This window comes from Alishewanella maricola (assembly GCF_016343785.1).
Lineage (GTDB): Bacteria > Pseudomonadota > Gammaproteobacteria > Enterobacterales > Alteromonadaceae > Alishewanella > Alishewanella maricola.
Window position 1 is genome coordinate 41,998 of sequence record NZ_JAEINI020000009.1, and the last position, 16,132, is coordinate 58,129.

The following is a 16,132-nucleotide window of genomic DNA, read 5'->3' on the forward strand; positions in this document are numbered from 1 at the left end:
CTTATTCACGCACCCGTTTTGATTTATCCCAAATTTTACTTTCTTGGCCGCGGTAGAGGCGCAAAATGTTTTCACGATGCCGTGCAATAATCAGCAGGCTAAGCATAAACACCGGCAGGGTATATAAAGGTTTAATCCACCAGGTAAATAGCGGTGCCAAAGCCACGGTCATTATTGCGCCCAGCGAAGAGTAACCCGTTACTAATACCACTGTTAGCCAAGAGCCAATTAATAAACCTGCTAAATCTAAGCCAATCGGCATCATTGCCCCAAACGCGGTGGCAACGGCTTTTCCGCCTTTAAAACCAAAAAATATCGGATAAATGTGACCGATACAGGCGCAAATACCCACAGCCCCTAACCATACCGGTTCGATTTTTAAGAAATAAGAGCCCCAAACCGGAATAGTGCCTTTGAGAATATCGAACACTAAGACCAAAACGGCCGGGAGTTTACCGCCAAGGCGCAGCACATTGGTGGTACCCGGGTTACCCGAGCCGTGAAAACGTGGGTCAGGTAAGCGAAAAAGTTGGCAAACCAGCACAGCCGAAGAGATAGAACCTAGCAGGTAAGCAATAAGCATCATTAACAAGATCAGCAGGGTCATTCCATGGTTCCTCAGCACCCTTTTTTACGATACTATTGCGGCATATTTGTCGGACAGCAAAATACGGGCGTTGCTGTATATATTCTATCCGACCAGCCTACCTGAAACGAAAAATAACGCAATGCGGAATTAACTGGATGGACATCGTTTTTATCAAGCAGCTACAGGTTGATACCGTGATTGGCGTGTACGACTGGGAAAAAACTATCAAGCAGCGCTTGCTGTTAGATCTTCGCTTAACCGCCGATCAGCGGGCTGCCGCTCAAGCAGATGATATTCGCTTAACACTTGATTATGCGGTGATTAGTGCCCGCGTGATTGAGTTAATTACTGCCGAACCTATTGAATTAATTGAAACAGTGGCTGAGCGCGTGGCGCAATTGTTATTAACAGAATTTAGTACCAGCCAAGTGGAAGTGACGGTCAGTAAACCCGGTGCGGTGCCTCAAGCGCAAACGGTCGGGGTACAGATCACGCGCTTTGCGCCAGAGGTTAATCACTGATGCCACGTATTTATATTAGTGTAGGTTCTAACATTAATCGTGATTTTCATGTGCGCCATGGTGTACGCGCCTTAGTCAGTGAACTGAGTGCGGTAACGTTATCTTCTGTTTATCAAAGTGAAGCTGTAGGTTTTGTTGGCGATGACTTTTTTAATATGGTGCTCGGTGCAGACACCGATTTATCTATTGTTGATTGCATTAGTTTATTAAAGCGCATTGAAGATCAATTTGGTCGCGTGCGTGGTGCCGAGAAGTTTTCTGGTCGTACTCTGGATTTAGATTTGTTGACGTACGATCAGCAAATTTGTGATTCACCCGTGGTGTTACCTCGGGCAGAAATTACCGAGAATGCTTTTGTACTGTGGCCTTTGGCTGAAATTGCCGCAGATGAGATCCATCCTACCACCGGTTTAAGCTATGCCGCTTTATGGCAGGGCTACAACCAATCCCAAAAAATATGGCCCGTTGAATTTTCATGGAGTGAGCCAACTTGAGTACCATTGAAGTTATTATCCTGTCTTTAATCCAAGGATTAACCGAGTTTTTACCTATTTCTTCTTCGGCCCATTTAATTTTGCCCTCTGCCGTTTTTGGCTGGCAAGATCAGGGTATTGCCTTCGATGTCGCGGTGCATGTTGGCACCTTGCTGGCAGTGATGCTGTATTTTCGACAGGATATTGGCAATTTAACCGTGGGTTGGGTGAAAAGCCTCGGTGGTCACCACAGCACGGATAGCAAGTTAGCATGGTGGGTGATTTTAGCCACGATCCCTGCAGCCTTGGCTGGTTTACTGGCGGCCGATTTAATCGAAACCTTTTTGCGCTCGCCGTGGGTGATTGCTATCACCACCATCGTTTTTGGTTTGGCGCTATGGTGGGCTGATGTCACGGCAAAACAGCATATTCCGATGAATGCATTAACCTTAAAACAAACCTTGTTTATTGGTTTTGCCCAAGCCATTGCCTTAATCCCGGGTACGTCGCGTTCGGGGATCACCATGACGGCGGCTATGTTAATTGGTTTAGATAAAGTTAGCGCTGCGCGTTTTTCATTTTTACTGTCGATCCCGATCATCGTACTTAGCGGTGGCTATCAGGCCAGCAAACTGCTCAGTGAGCCAGCCGAGTATGATATGGGCGGCATCTTGTTAGGGGTATTGTTATCCTTTATCAGTGCCACCATTTGTATTCACTTCTTCTTAAAGATTATCAGCCGCATGGGCATGTTGCCCTTTGTCATTTACCGCATGTTGCTAGGTATCGGCTTGTTGGCGTTTTTAAGCCTGTCTGCGAACTAATTACCATTTAGCGTTTGTTGTGCGTGGCTAATGGCTTGCAAGCGTGCTTTTTGCAAGGCCTCTTTAATGGCGGGCCCTGTTATGCCTTGTGCGATCAGGGCTTTTGCACTTACCGCCATCGCTGCTTCGGCCAGCTTGGGTAACAGCACTGCAGGCGGGTAGTCTGCCTGTTCAAAGCCTGTTCTACCGCGTAAATCAGCAGTACAGCACAGTAAAATATCGCTCAAACGCTCAGGCTTTCGCCACAAATCGATAGCGTTAAACAGTTTTAATACGGTTTTAGCATTAAGTTCTGCGGCACGATGGAACAGCTGATGGTATTCACAGACCAACAATGCCAGATCGCGACAGTCGTTGGGTACGCGTAGTCTTTTACATAACGCCGTAATGAGCGCTAAACCACGATGTTCATGACCATGATGGGCGGGTAATTCTGCTGTTGGCGTCAGCCCTTTCCCTACATCATGCACCAACGCAGCAAAGCGGATGTCTAAGCGTTGACTTAACGCGGCCGCTTGTTGCAGCACTAATAAGCTATGAATGCCGCTATCAATTTCTGGATGCCATTTCTCGGGTTGTGGTACGCCCCAAAGCGCGGCAAGCTCGGGCATCAATACCGACAGTGCACCACATTGCTGTAATAACTGAAAATAAGCAGCAGGCTGCTCGGTATTTAACGCTTTAGCGGTTTCAACCCAAACGCGCTCGGCACTGAGTGTGGTTAATTCACCGTGCTGACTAAGCTGTGTCATCAGTGCTAAGGTTTCAGGCGCTACCGTAAAACCCAGATGAGCATAACGCGCATAAAAACGCGCGACACGAAGCACGCGCAGCGGATCTTCAACAAAGGCGTCAGAGACATGGCGTAGCTGTTTTTGCTCTATATCACGCTGGCCGTGGAAAGGATCTATATAGTTTCCTGCTGCGTCTTGGGCGATGGCATTGATGGTCAGATCGCGCCGGGCTAAATCTTGTTCTAAAGTGACATCTGGGGCGGCGTATACCGTAAAACCAGTATAACCTGAACCCGCTTTGCGCTCTGTGCGCGCTAAGGCATACTCTTCTTTCGTTTTCGGGTGCAGAAATACTGGGAAGTCTTTACCAACTTGTTGATAGCCTTGGCTGAGTAATTCTGCGGGTGTTGCCCCCACAACCACCCAATCACGTTCGTGAAAAGGGTAACCGAGTAATTGATCGCGTACTGCGCCGCCGACAAGATAAATTTGCACAAGCTTTCCTGCTGCTGGTTTTTTTGCCATTATACCTGCCTTGCGATGAAATGCCTTGCTAAAGGAATGTGATGTACACCGGATTTTTTGGTTTAAACAGTGCGCCATTTTCAATAGCGCCGAATCCCGACTTTATGTATCTTAGCCCACGTCATGCTGAAGCGTTAGCTCATTTGCGTTATGGCTTGGGGGATGCCGGCGGCTTTGTGCTACTGACCGGCGAAGTAGGTACCGGTAAAACGACCGTCTCACGCAGTTTGCTGCAAGAGTTAGATGAGACCACCGATGTGGCGTTTATTCTTAACCCCACGTTATCGGAATTAGAATTACTGGCGGCCATTTGTGACGAGTTGAAAATTCGTTACCGCAAAACTGATGCGAGCTTAAAACTATTAGGCGACAAAATTACCCAACGGCTGCAAAAAAACCATGATGCCGGCAAGAAAACCATTTTAATTATTGATGAAGCCCAGCATTTACAGCCTGCTGTATTGGAACAGTTACGCTTGCTCACCAATTTAGAAACAAACACCAAAAAATTATTGCAGGTGATTTTAATTGGCCAGCCAGAATTACAGCAGCTGTTGCAACGTAACGATTTACGGCAATTAGCTCAACGTATTACGGCGCGTTATCATTTATTGCCGCTTAATTTAGCCGAAGTGCAGCAATATATGCGTTATCGTCTGCAAGTGGCGGGTTGTCAGCGACCGGTATTCAGTGACAAGGCGGTAAAAAAACTGTTTGAATTAAGCGGCGGTATTCCACGGTTATTGAATTTACTCGCCGACAGAGCGTTATTAGCAGCCTATAGTCAACAGCAAGCGTTAGTCGAATTAACACATGTGCAACGGGCCGCAGCCGAAATTTTGCCTAGTCACCCAGCCACAAGTCAGCGACAAGCTTTACCTAACTGGTTATGGCAGCTGTTAGCGCTATTAGGTATAATACTTGGGTTTTTATTGGCGCTACAAATTGTGCCGATACTGCGCGGAGAGTAAAGATTATGTCCATTTTAATGGATGCGTTAAAACAGCAACAACCCGCGCCTCAGGTGCCATCCACCTTTTGGCGCAATGTGGCAATTAGCCTTGCCTTAATTTTAGCCACTACCCTTGGTTTTGTAGCCGGTTATATGCTGTTAGCCAGCAAACAATCGCCAAGCGATGTGACTCAACCGGCCGCACTGATCCCCGAGGCAGCGCAACCCGCAGGCCCAGCGTTAATCGCAAAAACCCTAGAGACTAAAGCGGTTGAAGCACCGGTGGTTGCAACAACAGAGCCAGAACCGGCCGCTGAGCCAGAGCGTTTTGCGCCTGAGCCACAGGTGGTAACTGTGACAGCGAATACACCACAAGCTGAGCCGGTGAACGAGCCGGAAATCTCGGCTGAGTTACGTGAGCGTTTTGCCAGTGCACTGGCCGAAACAGCAGGTAATCCGCGTTCTGCCTCGAATAATCTGACAACACACAGTGCGCCGGCGCAAGATATTGCCATGCTGGATCTCACTTTACAGCGGCAATTACCCAAGTTACGTTTTGAAGCCCATGTTTTTGCTACTCAGCCTGCTCAGCGTTGGGTGAAAGTGAATGGTAAATCATTACAAGAAGGGCAATGGATAACGGCTGACGTGCGCTTACGGGAAATTACACCACAATATGTGTTGCTCGAATTTGGCCAACAACTTTTTAGTATGCGGGCGTTAAGCGAGTGGTGAGTTACAAATAGTTACGCACTTCTAAGCCATATTTTCTTAAATCAACACAGCCTTCTATTTGTTCTTCTTGCTGCCGCGATAAATCGATGATTCGCGGCGGCAGATGATGCTGATGCACACTGTGGTAAAACACTTTTACCCGTGGCAACGTCGGCTTTTTCTGATTATTCTCCAATACTAAGGCTAGCCGCCCAGTCGTTAAGCGTACCACGCTACCTGGCGGGTAAACGCCAATACATTTAATGAACAATTGTAATAAACTATTATCCAATTGTGCTGGCGCCATCGCCATCAGTTGCCGGATCACATTAAGCGGATTCACGTAGCTGGTTTGCACATTACTTAATTTCTCATACAAATTAACGATGGTTAGCATACGGCTACCATTACTGATTTGTTGTTCTTGGAGTGGCGGTGAGCCACTGCCATCTAACAAGGCACAATGTTGGCTGATCCAAAAAGACACTTCGCCAGCCAAAGCCGTGCTTTGCTGCAACACCATCAAACTGGTGCTAATAGCGTTAGCATCCGGTTGTTGCAACAGCATCGGCTGTTGCGCTTTACCCACATCATGCAGCAAGGCTGCCGTGATCAGGTTTTGGACTTTGTGTTTGGGGAAATTTAAAAAACGGGCGAAAGCGGCCATATAAACGGCACAGTTAATGGAGTGTTGTAGCAGCATATCGCTTTTTTCGGCGATACGAGTCAGATACAGCAAAACATCCGGATTGCGACTAACCGAATCAAATAACCCGGCACTGACTTCATGTACCAGGCTCAAATCAATAGGCTCTTCGTTGGCGGCGGCTTTTAGCACCTGCTGCTGTGTTTTTTTAGTTTGCTCTAAACTGCGCTCGGCTTTGGGTTGCTCTTCGGCAAATACTGCACGAAATGCTTCGGGCTCTTTTTCAGGTGGTGGCGGTTTTGTTTCGACTGGGCGTGGGGTCAGTTGTTTGCTCGGGTCAATGGCAACCACAAGCACGCCTTGATTTTTTAAATTGCGGATGCTTTCACGTGTGCGGACAAAGCCAGCATGTTTGATGGCCAGTTGTCCGGTTTGCTCCAGCACTTTGACAATATAGCTGCCGGGCTGTAATTGGGCTATCGACACTCTTTGATATGGCATCTAATGATCTTTGCATCCGTGAAAAGTGATGAGACTCAACTAGGTCTTATTCCTAGCATAGCAAAAAGCCCGCATTTAAGCGGGCTTTTTTAGTAGCACAAGCTTCTATTTTGCCGCGTTAACCGACGTTTTCAGCCATTGTCATTAACGAGGCATTACCGCCAGCTGCTGTGGTGTTGATGGTAATAGTTTTTTCAGTGACTAAGCGATGTAACATCCGTTCATCGGCAGGCGCGGTGATTAACGGCAGTATTGCACCTTCACGCGCGGCGATGAGTTCTGCTGCCAGCGGTTTTAAAGCACTGCTGACTTCAATTACGGCACCGGCCAGATCGGTATGCGCTAATAACGTCGTTAAGCAATCTAAGCGAACTACCGCTAACAGATGTTGTGGCATACCGGCAGCAATTAACGCTTTTATACAGGCTTCCGCTTCGATAACATCGTCTTCTTCAACCGCGGTGATCACGGCATTACCTGCGGCTAAAGCAGTAATAATGCTTAATAACCAATGGCTAAAGCTGCTGGTGTCATCACGCAGTAACGCTAAGATCCCGCGTGGATCTAACGTTAAAGTGTTGCTTTCACCTGTCGGCCCTGGCAGATTAATCGGCCGTTGCAGCTCCAGTTCAACACGTTGTAACTTGCTGCGGGCCACGGTTAACACTTGCTCTAAATCAGGCTCTTGTCGACTGACAACCTTGTTAGAAGCCAAAGAGGCTAAGAACTGCCGTAACACAGATGTACGCTGATTAATGGGTAAGGCTGCCCATTTATGCTGTGCAATATCCGCCGCTGGCATGGCATAAGCCACGGCACGGCTGGTGGTTTCTGCCAGCAAACGCACTTTTTTACCTTCATCTAACGCTGGGCAATCAACACTCAGGTTATCTTTGACTAAGCGCTGCAAATACAGTGGGCCACCGGCTTTGGGGCCGGTACCCGATAAACCACGACCACCAAAGGGTTGCACACCAACCACGGCACCGATCATGTTACGGTTTACGTAAATATTTCCGGCTTTAATTTCACGGCGAACTTTTTGCGTTAACTGATCAATACGGCTGTGCACACCGGTGGTTAGGCCATAGCCGGTGGCATTGATTTGCGCAATCACGTTATCAATCTCTTCCGCTTTAAAGCGAATAATATGCACCACAGGGCCAAACACTTCACGCTCTAACACGGTGAGATCGCTAATTTCGTATAAGTGTGGTGCAAAGAAGAAATGCTCCCCTTCTGCTGGGATCGGACAAGCAAAATGCAGCGTCGCTTTATCTTGCAAATACTGTACATGATTGGTTAAACGCTCATGTGCTTTGCTATCGATAACCGGGCCTAAATCGGTGCTTAACCACGCCGGATCACCTACGTGTAGCTCTGCCATGGCGCCTTTGATCATGGTGATAATTTTATCTGCAACATCTTCTTGTAGGAACAATACGCGTAAAGCCGAGCAGCGCTGACCCGCGCTTTGGAAACCCGAAGAGATCACATCATCGACCACTTGCTCAGGCAAGGCTGTCGAGTCGACAATCATACAGTTTTGACCGCCTGTTTCCGCGATAAGCGGCACAGGTTCACCGCCGCGCTCAGCTAATTTGCGGGCGATCCAACAACCGGTTTCTGTTGAGCCGGTAAACATCACACCTTGCACACGCAGATCCGGCACAATGTGCTCACCCACTTGGCGCCCTGGTGCAATGACCAACTGCACCACATGCTTAGGCATGCCGCATTCACTTAACAGCTCGAGCGTACGCACGGCAACTAAGCTGGTTTGCTCTGCCGGTTTGGCAACAACAGTATTACCGGCAACAATAGCGGCGGCCACTTGGCCGATAAAAATGGCTAGCGGGAAGTTCCATGGGCTAATACATAAGAACACGCCACGGGCTTGTTGTGGTTTAGCGAACAACAGCTCAGCTTGATGCGCGTAATAACGACAAAAATCAACTGCTTCTCGTACTTCCGCTACAGCATCGGCCAGCACTTTACCGGCTTCTTTAACGCAGAGGGTCAGTAATTCATCTTGATGTGCTTCCATGGCATCGGCTAAGCGGCGTAATAAGGCGGCACGCTCCGCAACCGGCGTATCGGCCCAACTGGCAAAAGCGGCGTCGGCATCGCTTAACATTTGCTGCATGGCTTCAGGGGTAGCATATTGCAGGTAACCAATCACTTCTTTTAAGTTGGCCGGGTTTACTACCGCTACGTCATCCGCGTCGCTGCTGACGACGTGCAGTTTGTCTTCCCACTCTTCCATACTTTGTTTTAGCGGCGTCAGCTGGTTGATGTCGGTGAGATCTAAACCCCGCGAGTTATTACGGCTGTGGCCAAATAAGGCGATGGGCAGTGGAATGCCTGGGTTACGTTTACTTTGCCAACCTTTCACGATTTCTACCGGGTCATGCAGTAAGGATTCAACCGGAATAGAATCGTCGATAATGTTGTTAACAAAAGAGCTGTTGGCACCGTTTTCTAATAAACGACGCACCAGATAGGCTAATAAGTCAGAGTGTTCGCCTACCGGGGCATAGATGCGGCACGGGATCTTTTCATTTTCGACAATCAGATCATAAAGTGCATCACCCATACCGTGCAGACGTTGGAATTCAAAGCCAGTCAGATCACCTGCCATTTCAATAATGGTGGCGACGGTATAGGCATTGTGCGTGGCAAATTGCGGGTAAATACTGTCACGATAACTGAGCAGTTTTTTGGCACAAGCTTGATAAGAGACATCGGTAGCCGGTTTGCGGCTAAATACTGGGAAGTCGGCTAAACCTTCTACTTGCGATAACTTAATTTCAGTATCCCAATAAGCACCTTTTACTAAGCGCACCATCATTTTACGGCCAACTTTCACCGTGAGCTCGCGCAGCCATTCAATGACATAGAAGCCGCGTTTTTGATAGGCTTGTACGGCTAAACCAAAGCCTTCCCAACCATCCAGATCGGGATCGCTAAACACTTTAGCAATCACATCTAACGACATGTCTAAGCGGTCAGCTTCTTCCGCATCCACGGTAAAGCCGATATCGTATTTTTTAGCGGCTAACGCCAGTTGTTTTAAGCGCGGCACTAATTCGGCATGCACCCGATCTAAATGGCTAAATTCATAGCGTGGGTGAATGGCTGATAATTTTACCGAGATACCCGGGCTAACAATGGGGCCCCGACCTTTGGCTGCTTTACCAATAGCTTCAATGGCCGTTAAATAAGCCTCAAAATAGCGATCTGCATCGGCCATGGTACGGGCGCCTTCGCCCAGCATATCGTAAGAATAACTAAACCCTTTGGCTTCCATGACGTTAGCACGTTCTAGTGCTTTATCAATGGTGGTACCCAAGACAAATTGCGTACCCATAATTTGCATGGCATAGCGCACGGCTTGGCGGATCACTGGCTCGCCTAAGCGACCACAGGTACGCTTGAGCAAACCAAATTGTTGTTTTTTCTCGTCATCAGAATAATTAACTAATTTACCTGTGACCAATAAGCCCCAGCTTGAAACGTTAACAAATAACGAGTTGCTGTTGCCCAGGTGAGCACTCCAATCGCCTTGCGATAATTTATCGCGGATCAGTCGATCGGCTGTTAGGCTGTCAGGCACACGCAGCAAGGCTTCGGCTAGGCACATTAATACCAAGCCTTCTTCTGTCGACAGTGAAAACTCGTTTAATAGGGCATCAACCCCGCCTTTACCCACCTGCGCTTGGCGAATATATAAAACCAGTTGCCGTGCACGCTCCCAGGCCCGACTGCGTGTCTTCGCATCCACTTCTGCCAGTGGCAACAAAAAGTCTAGAACGTCATCTTCATCGGCGCGGTAATAATCGCGAATGAGTTGGCGGATAGGGTCTGTGGTGACCAAAGAACCATTAAACAGCATAGAATTATCCTGATTGTCGATACGTGAATTGGCGTTGTCATTAATGACCCGCACGAACATGCCTTTGGCTTTATTGTTATCAGCGGCATTTTAGAGAAAAGACCACAGCATAGGGTGGTTATTTTTGCGGTTTAACCGTATATAATTCTGTCAACAATATCAAATACCCAAGAAAATACTGCTATGAACTCGAACCCCAAAGCGAAAGCACTTGATCGTATTGACATCAGTATTCTCGATACGTTGCAAAAAGAAGGTCGAATTGCCAATGTTGACTTAGCCAAAAAAGTCAATTTAAGTGCTAGCCCGTGTATTGATAGAGTAAAACGCCTTGAAAAAGAAGGGTTTATTGAAGGTTATGGCGCAAGGCTCAATAGTGGCAAATTAGGTTATGGCACCGCGGCTTTTATACAAGTAACGTTAGATAGAACCACCAGTGATGTGTTTGATAAGTTTCGCGATGCCGTGGTGCAGATCCCGGAAGTGGCAGAGTGTCATATGGTTGCTGGGGGTTTTGATTATTTACTGAAACTGCGATTGCCGACGATGGAAGCTTACCGGCAGATCCTTGCCAAGATAGTCGATTTACCCGGCGTAGCGCAAACCCACACCTATGTGGTGATTGAGCAAGTGAAAAACGACCGCGGTTTACCTTTAAAAACACATGCTGATGCCAGTACGCCCCCGCAATAGGGGCGTTGGCGTGTTACATCCAGCGGTCGCTGTTGCGACGGCTTGGAATTAATTTGGGTAACAATAAACCGAACACTAAACCGAAGGTTAAAATCACACCACCAATGGTCATTGGCTGCTGCCAAAAACTCGCTTGGGTGGCATTCAGCTCAGTCGTTAAACGCTCGTTATTACGTCGCAGTTGTTCTAATTCTTGTACGGCTAAATCACGCTCGAGTGTCACTTGATCTAAAGTGGCTTGCAGTTGGCTGGCGCCTTGCTCAAGGCTATTTAAGCGCGAGCTTTGCTCTTGAAAAGTGGCCGTTAATTCACTCAGTTGGGCATTTAAACCGGGCGTAAACGTCAGATGCTCTTTTGGCAACCAAGCGGTTTTATCTTCTTCATACTGAATTTGCGCATAGTTATTGTCTTCAGACAGGAATACCACGCTGCTACCGGCCGCTAACGTGCCGACGATACGATATTGATTACCCGGCCCAGAGTGCAAGTACACCACTAAGGCATCGCTGATAAAAGCCGGTTTTTGCTCAGTTTGGCTTTGTGCCGGTAACCAGCATAGTAAGAGACTGAGTAAAAATAACGAACGAACAGAGCTGCGAAATAATCTAAACATAGGTATCCTGAGACTTAATTGAAAACAGATGTCATATAACAATATCGGCGATAATAGGCAGTTGTGTGGCAATTGACAAGGACTAATAGCCGTAAGGCCAGTTCGCTGTCGGAGAGTGGTAATGAGTCTGGAACTTGAACTTAAGTATTTAATTAGTGCTGCAGATGCCGCGTTACTGCCGGATCTGTTGCAGCTTTACCCCATTTTACGTACAACTGAACCGCAATCACTGCTAAATGCTTACTTTGATACGGCAGAGCATTGGTTTCGGCAACATGATATGGGATTGCGCTCGCGCTTAAAGTTAGGGCGTTTTGAGCAAACCTTAAAGCTAGCGGGGCAACAACATGGCGCCTTGCAAATTCGCCCAGAATACAATGTACCTTGTCATGGCGTTATACCGCAGCTTGACCAGTTTCCAGCTGAAGTGTGGCCCGTAGACACAGATATCAGCGCATTGCAAACACAGCTGGTTGAGCTATTTCGTACTGACTTTCAGCGCAGTAGCTGGGTGGTACAATTGCCGGATGCTGAAATTGAAGTGGTCTACGATAATGGCGAAGTGCGAGCCGGGGAGCGGCGCCAAGCGATTTCGGAAATGGAGCTGGAGTTACTTTCAGGGCGGCCACAAGCTTTGTTTGAACTCGCCGAATTCTTATTAAAAGCCCTGCCATTACGCACCGGTTGGCTCAGTAAAGCCGCCCGCGGTTATCAACTGTTTCATAACAAAACCACCGCCAGACCCAAGCCGTTAGCTGCCCAACAAGCCGCACAACCGCTACTGGTGTATTTGCAGCGTTTACAGCAATTAGAAAACTGCTATTTACAAGAGTTAGCGCCTGATTTGTTGAGCGAGGTCGAAGACGCGTTACAGCAACTTGCGCATCAATTAACCGATGAAGGACAACAACTCTTGTCCAGTCAGGCGCGCACAGCGGCCAGAGAGTTGGCAGAAAGCGGTGCTTTAGTCTTTAACAGTCAGGCGTATCATCTGCTGTTATTAAAGGTATCCGCTTTACTGTTACAAGACGTTTAAGCAAAGGAGTACAACATGACCGCATCACAGGGGCAGGGTAGCTATTGGCAAGCCGATTTTGAAGCCTTATCACCGCAATTGGACGCGGCAACGTTGGCTAAGCTGACTCGTCTGTTGCAGTCTAGTACTTTTATTGGCCGTACGCTCAGGCAACAGCCGCAGTTGCTGGCGCTCTGTTGTGATAGTGAACGCTTACAGCAGCATTTAGCCGCTGGTTTTCATGATCCCTTAACTGCCATCACTTCAACGGCTGAAAGCGATGTATTTTCTGCACTCCGTCGTTATCGAAATGCCAGTTTATGCTTGATTATGGCGGCGGATATTTTTGAATTACAACCAATTGCCGCCAGCCTGACGTCGGTATCGCAATTAGCGAATACCTTGATTAACAGCGCCTATCAATGGGCTTATCAGCAGCAAAGCCTCAGTAGTGGTCTGCCTTTAGATGAACAGGGCGAGCCCATGCCGTTACTGATTTTAGGCATGGGTAAGTTGGGTGGTGGTGAGCTGAACTTCTCATCTGATATCGATTTGATCTTTACTTATCCCAGTAACGGCGAAACGGTGGGCGGACGCAGGCCCCTAGAGCATCAACAGTTTTTCACTAAGGTCGGGCAAAAGCTGATTGCCGCCTTACATCAGGTAACGGCTGATGGGTTTTGCTATCGTGTGGACATGCGGTTGCGGCCTTTTGGTGACAGCGGGCCGCTGGTCCTCAGTTTCGCAGCGCTGGAAGATTACTATCAAGAGCAAGGGCGTGAATGGGAACGTTACGCCATGTTAAAAGCGCGCGTACTTAACCCCGATAAGCGTTACGCGCCTGAGTTACAAGCCTTATTAAAACCCTTTATTTATCGGCGTTATATCGACTTCTCCGCGATTGAATCGCTGCGGCGGATGAAACAGTTAATTGAACAAGAGAATCGTCGGCGCAATCGGCGCGATAACATTAAGCTTGGCGCAGGCGGGATCCGCGAAGTGGAATTTATTGTGCAAACCTTGCAGTTAATTCGTGGTGGGCGTATTCCACAATTACAGCAACAATCGCTGTTAAAGGTGTTGCCTTTACTGCAAGAGCACGAGTTGCTGAGTGCCGAGCATGCTGCCGCCTTGCAGCAAGACTATCTGTGGCTGCGTCAAGTAGAGCAAGGCCTGCAAGGTATTGACGATAAACAAACACAAACCTTACCGGCCGAGGCGGTTGGTCAACAACAGTTATTAGCCTGTTTAGGGCGAACCGATTGGGCCAGTTTGCAGGCAGACATTGAAGCGGCTATGCAGCGTATTCATCAGTATTTTAAATTGGTGATTGAGCCAGAAGACAACTTGGAATCGCAAGAGTTAAGCCTTGGGCGCCTATTGTGGGACAGTGATAGTGTGGGCTCGGACTTAGCCGAGCAAGTTGATTGGTTAGATATGGCTGAGGCAACCGCACTGCTCGAACAATTACAGCAGTTTAAATTGGATTGTCAACGCCGCTCAGTGGGCCCGCGTGGCCGTGAATATTTAGCCAAGCTGATGCCACAACTGTTGCATTGGTTACAGCATCAACAGGCTTCTAATACCATTTTAAGTCGGATCCTTGGTGTATTTAGTAAAATCGTTACCCGCACCGCCTATTTAGAATTACTTTTTGAAAATCCGCCTGCGATGCAGCAATTGGTGCTGCTTTGCTCGCAAAGCGGTTGGCTGGCCGAGCAACTGGCCCGTTATCCAATGTTGCTGGACGAATTGATTGATCCGAGCCAGTTGTATCAGGTGGCCACCATTGATGACTATCGTGATCGCTTACGTTTATATTTATTGCGGGTGCCGGAAGATGACTTAGAGTTATTAATGGAAACCTTGCGGCAATTTAAACAAGCGCAGCAGCTACGTATTGCCGCAGCTGATATTTCGGGGGCTTTGCCCTTGATGAAAGTGAGTGATCACTTAACCTGGTTAGCCGAAGTGATTGTTGAACAGTTGGTAAATTTAGCGTGGCAACAAATGGTGGCTCGTTATGGTTTACCGGCGGGAGCCAGTGATCAGGATAAAGGTTTTGCGGTGATTGGTTATGGTAAGCTCGGTGGTTTAGAGCTGGGTTATGGTTCGGATCTTGACTTGGTATTCTTGCATCAATGCCGCAGCCAAGAAGGCACCTCTGGCGATCGCAGCATCGATTCGTTGCAATTTTACTTAAAACTTGTGCAGCGTATTCTACATTTAAGTACCACGCGCACCAATAGTGGCGTGCTGTACGAGATTGATACGCGCTTAAGGCCTTCCGGTAATTCTGGCTTGTTAGCTATTCATATCGACACCTATCAGCAGTATTTACAGCAGGATGCCTGGACGTGGGAGCACCAAGCTTTAGTTCGGGCGCGGATGATCTTAGGCTCGGCGGAACTGCGTTCCGAATTCAGCCAGATCCGGCAACACATTTTAACTTTGCCACGGGATGCTGCGCAGTTAACCCAAGATGTTCTGCAGATGCGTGCTAAGTTGCGAGAGCATCATGGTGTCGCGACGGATGATGTAAAGCACAGTGTTGGCGGTATTGTTGATCTGGAATTTCTCAGCCAGTATTTAGTGCTAGCTTATAGTAAAGACTATCCAGCGTTGTTTGAATTCACCGATAATATTCGTATTTTAGCGGCCGCAGCGGCCAGTGGTTTACTGCCAGAAGCGGAAGCCACGGCTTTAGCCGAGGCGTATCAGGTATTACGTGGCGCAGGGCATCGGCATACACTTGCGCCTGCTACGGTGAATGTGGATAGCGGCTTGGCACAGCATCGCGCGCAGGTACAGCAAAGTTGGCAGCACTGGTTTGCGAATGCGCCAACAGCTTAAAGCTGGTAAGGGTTAGGGCCGGTCGCCACACAATTTTGTTGGAAAAACGGATCGGTTAAATAGGTCACCACTAAAGCCCGGGCATTAGGACAAAAAAAGCCAAAAATAGGCTGCTTAAAATCCGGGCTGATGGTCACCGTCATTTCCTGTAATGCTTCGACTAAACTACCGTTTGTGACAAAGTACTCTTTCACAACGTAGTCGCGTGGTAATGCCCAAAAAAGCTGCATCTGTTCTTGATCAGCATAATCTTGCAACACCTGCTTAATGGTTTTTCCGGCTTCAAAGCGTCGACGGATCTTTTGGCCACGCCAAGTTGCCGCCGCCGGTGCGGCTACTTGCAATTCACGTCGACGTAGGCGTAAGACCAATTCATCGCTCGTATCCGGAATGGTAATAATAAAATCGCTGGCATCGCGGGTTTTTTGCAGGCTGGTGCGATAATCCGAATAAAAACGGCTAAAGCCCTCGGCTGCCGCATTCTTTTTAGTCGGATCGAACAATAGCTCAGGTTTAGTGACAAGCAAAAACACTAGGCCAATGACCAAGATCCCCACTAGCAGTTGTAATAAAATCTTCATGGG

14 protein-coding genes are annotated in these 16,132 nt (G+C 48.0%); 8 read left to right on the forward strand and 6 right to left on the reverse strand.

The features are described 5' to 3' along the window. Position 1: 1 nt before the first annotated feature. On the reverse strand, positions 2–607 hold the full coding sequence (gene plsY, locus JAO78_RS12640; RefSeq protein WP_226751723.1) for a glycerol-3-phosphate 1-O-acyltransferase PlsY: 606 nt from the start codon (positions 605–607) through the stop codon (positions 2–4). A gap of 137 nt (positions 608–744) precedes the next feature. On the opposite strand from plsY, the gene folB reads away from it, so the two are divergent. Genes folB through JAO78_RS12655 form a run of 3 tightly spaced genes read left to right on the forward strand, consistent with a single transcriptional unit; the run spans position 745 to position 2,407 of the window. Beyond that, positions 745–1,110 carry a dihydroneopterin aldolase gene (folB, locus tag JAO78_RS12645; RefSeq protein ID WP_226751724.1) on the forward strand — a complete coding sequence of 122 codons (366 nt, stop codon included), beginning with the start codon at positions 745–747 and terminating at the stop codon, positions 1,108–1,110. Further along, positions 1,110–1,604 (forward strand): 2-amino-4-hydroxy-6-hydroxymethyldihydropteridine diphosphokinase, encoded by a 495-nt coding sequence (gene folK, locus JAO78_RS12650; RefSeq protein ID WP_226751725.1) that lies wholly within the window; start codon positions 1,110–1,112, stop codon positions 1,602–1,604. The genes folB and folK overlap by 1 nt, the downstream gene beginning before the upstream one ends. Continuing rightward, the gene (locus JAO78_RS12655; protein ID WP_226751726.1) at positions 1,601–2,407 is read left to right on the forward strand and encodes an undecaprenyl-diphosphate phosphatase; all 807 of its coding nucleotides are present in this window, start codon (positions 1,601–1,603) and stop codon (positions 2,405–2,407) included. Before folK ends, JAO78_RS12655 begins: the two co-directional genes overlap by 4 nt. On the opposite strand, the gene JAO78_RS12660 is transcribed toward JAO78_RS12655, so the two are convergent. Then, positions 2,404–3,636: a multifunctional CCA addition/repair protein gene (locus tag JAO78_RS12660; protein WP_226751727.1), complete on the reverse strand. Its 1,233-nt coding sequence runs from the start codon at positions 3,634–3,636 to the stop codon at positions 2,404–2,406. The two genes, JAO78_RS12655 and JAO78_RS12660, sit on opposite strands and share 4 nt — an antisense overlap. A gap of 71 nt (positions 3,637–3,707) precedes the next feature. Between JAO78_RS12660 and JAO78_RS12665 the strand changes: the two genes are divergently transcribed. Both JAO78_RS12665 and JAO78_RS12670 read left to right on the forward strand, forming a co-directional pair. Further along, the gene (locus JAO78_RS12665) at positions 3,708–4,637 is read left to right on the forward strand and encodes an ExeA family protein (RefSeq protein WP_226751728.1); all 930 of its coding nucleotides are present in this window, start codon (positions 3,708–3,710) and stop codon (positions 4,635–4,637) included. 5 nt (positions 4,638–4,642) lie between these two features. Then, complete coding sequence (locus JAO78_RS12670) at positions 4,643–5,353, forward strand: general secretion pathway protein GspB (RefSeq protein ID WP_226751729.1); 711 nt, start codon at positions 4,643–4,645, stop codon at positions 5,351–5,353. Position 5,354: 1 nt separating this feature from the next. Here JAO78_RS12670 and JAO78_RS12675 read toward each other — a convergent pair whose 3' ends face one another. After that, positions 5,355–6,479 carry a cyclic di-GMP phosphodiesterase gene (locus tag JAO78_RS12675; RefSeq protein WP_226751730.1) on the reverse strand — a complete coding sequence of 375 codons (1,125 nt, stop codon included), beginning with the start codon at positions 6,477–6,479 and terminating at the stop codon, positions 5,355–5,357. A gap of 118 nt (positions 6,480–6,597) precedes the next feature. Then, positions 6,598–10,374: a bifunctional proline dehydrogenase/L-glutamate gamma-semialdehyde dehydrogenase PutA gene (gene putA / locus JAO78_RS12680; protein WP_226751785.1), complete on the reverse strand. Its 3,777-nt coding sequence runs from the start codon at positions 10,372–10,374 to the stop codon at positions 6,598–6,600. A 183-nt stretch (positions 10,375–10,557) separates the two neighbouring features. Between putA and JAO78_RS12685 the strand changes: the two genes are divergently transcribed. Next, positions 10,558–11,067 (forward strand): Lrp/AsnC ligand binding domain-containing protein, encoded by a 510-nt coding sequence (locus JAO78_RS12685; RefSeq protein WP_226751731.1) that lies wholly within the window; start codon positions 10,558–10,560, stop codon positions 11,065–11,067. Between the two features lie 13 nt (positions 11,068–11,080). Here the strand turns inward: JAO78_RS12685 and JAO78_RS12690 are convergent, their stop codons facing one another. Next, positions 11,081–11,680: a TIGR04211 family SH3 domain-containing protein gene (locus JAO78_RS12690; protein WP_226751732.1), complete on the reverse strand. Its 600-nt coding sequence runs from the start codon at positions 11,678–11,680 to the stop codon at positions 11,081–11,083. Between the two features lie 121 nt (positions 11,681–11,801). Between JAO78_RS12690 and JAO78_RS12695 the strand changes: the two genes are divergently transcribed. Continuing rightward, a complete protein-coding gene (locus JAO78_RS12695) occupies positions 11,802–12,716 on the forward strand; it encodes a CYTH domain-containing protein (protein ID WP_226751733.1) in 915 nt (304 codons plus the stop codon). Between the two features lie 15 nt (positions 12,717–12,731). After that, positions 12,732–15,548, forward strand: coding sequence for a bifunctional [glutamate--ammonia ligase]-adenylyl-L-tyrosine phosphorylase/[glutamate--ammonia-ligase] adenylyltransferase (gene glnE / locus JAO78_RS12700; RefSeq protein ID WP_226751734.1), 2,817 nt, complete (start codon positions 12,732–12,734; stop codon positions 15,546–15,548). On the opposite strand, the gene JAO78_RS12705 is transcribed toward glnE, so the two are convergent. Continuing rightward, positions 15,545–16,129 carry a TcpQ domain-containing protein gene (locus tag JAO78_RS12705; protein ID WP_226751735.1) on the reverse strand — a complete coding sequence of 195 codons (585 nt, stop codon included), beginning with the start codon at positions 16,127–16,129 and terminating at the stop codon, positions 15,545–15,547. The two genes, glnE and JAO78_RS12705, sit on opposite strands and share 4 nt — an antisense overlap. Between the last annotated feature and the right edge of the window lie 3 nt (positions 16,130–16,132).

Coding starts and splice junctions, on each gene's coding strand:
- plsY (WP_226751723.1), bottom strand. CDS start 607: ATGACCCTGCTGATCTTGTTAATGATGCTTATTGCTTACCTGCTAGGT.
- folB (WP_226751724.1), top strand. CDS start 745: ATGGACATCGTTTTTATCAAGCAGCTACAGGTTGATACCGTGATTGGC.
- folK (WP_226751725.1), top strand. CDS start 1,110: ATGCCACGTATTTATATTAGTGTAGGTTCTAACATTAATCGTGATTTT.
- JAO78_RS12665 (WP_226751728.1), top strand. CDS start 3,708: ATGTACACCGGATTTTTTGGTTTAAACAGTGCGCCATTTTCAATAGCG.
- JAO78_RS12670 (WP_226751729.1), top strand. CDS start 4,643: ATGTCCATTTTAATGGATGCGTTAAAACAGCAACAACCCGCGCCTCAG.
- JAO78_RS12675 (WP_226751730.1), bottom strand. CDS start 6,479: ATGCCATATCAAAGAGTGTCGATAGCCCAATTACAGCCCGGCAGCTAT.
- putA (WP_226751785.1), bottom strand. CDS start 10,374: ATGCTGTTTAATGGTTCTTTGGTCACCACAGACCCTATCCGCCAACTC.
- JAO78_RS12685 (WP_226751731.1), top strand. CDS start 10,558: ATGAACTCGAACCCCAAAGCGAAAGCACTTGATCGTATTGACATCAGT.
- JAO78_RS12690 (WP_226751732.1), bottom strand. CDS start 11,680: ATGTTTAGATTATTTCGCAGCTCTGTTCGTTCGTTATTTTTACTCAGT.
- JAO78_RS12695 (WP_226751733.1), top strand. CDS start 11,802: ATGAGTCTGGAACTTGAACTTAAGTATTTAATTAGTGCTGCAGATGCC.
- glnE (WP_226751734.1), top strand. CDS start 12,732: ATGACCGCATCACAGGGGCAGGGTAGCTATTGGCAAGCCGATTTTGAA.
- JAO78_RS12705 (WP_226751735.1), bottom strand. CDS start 16,129: ATGAAGATTTTATTACAACTGCTAGTGGGGATCTTGGTCATTGGCCTA.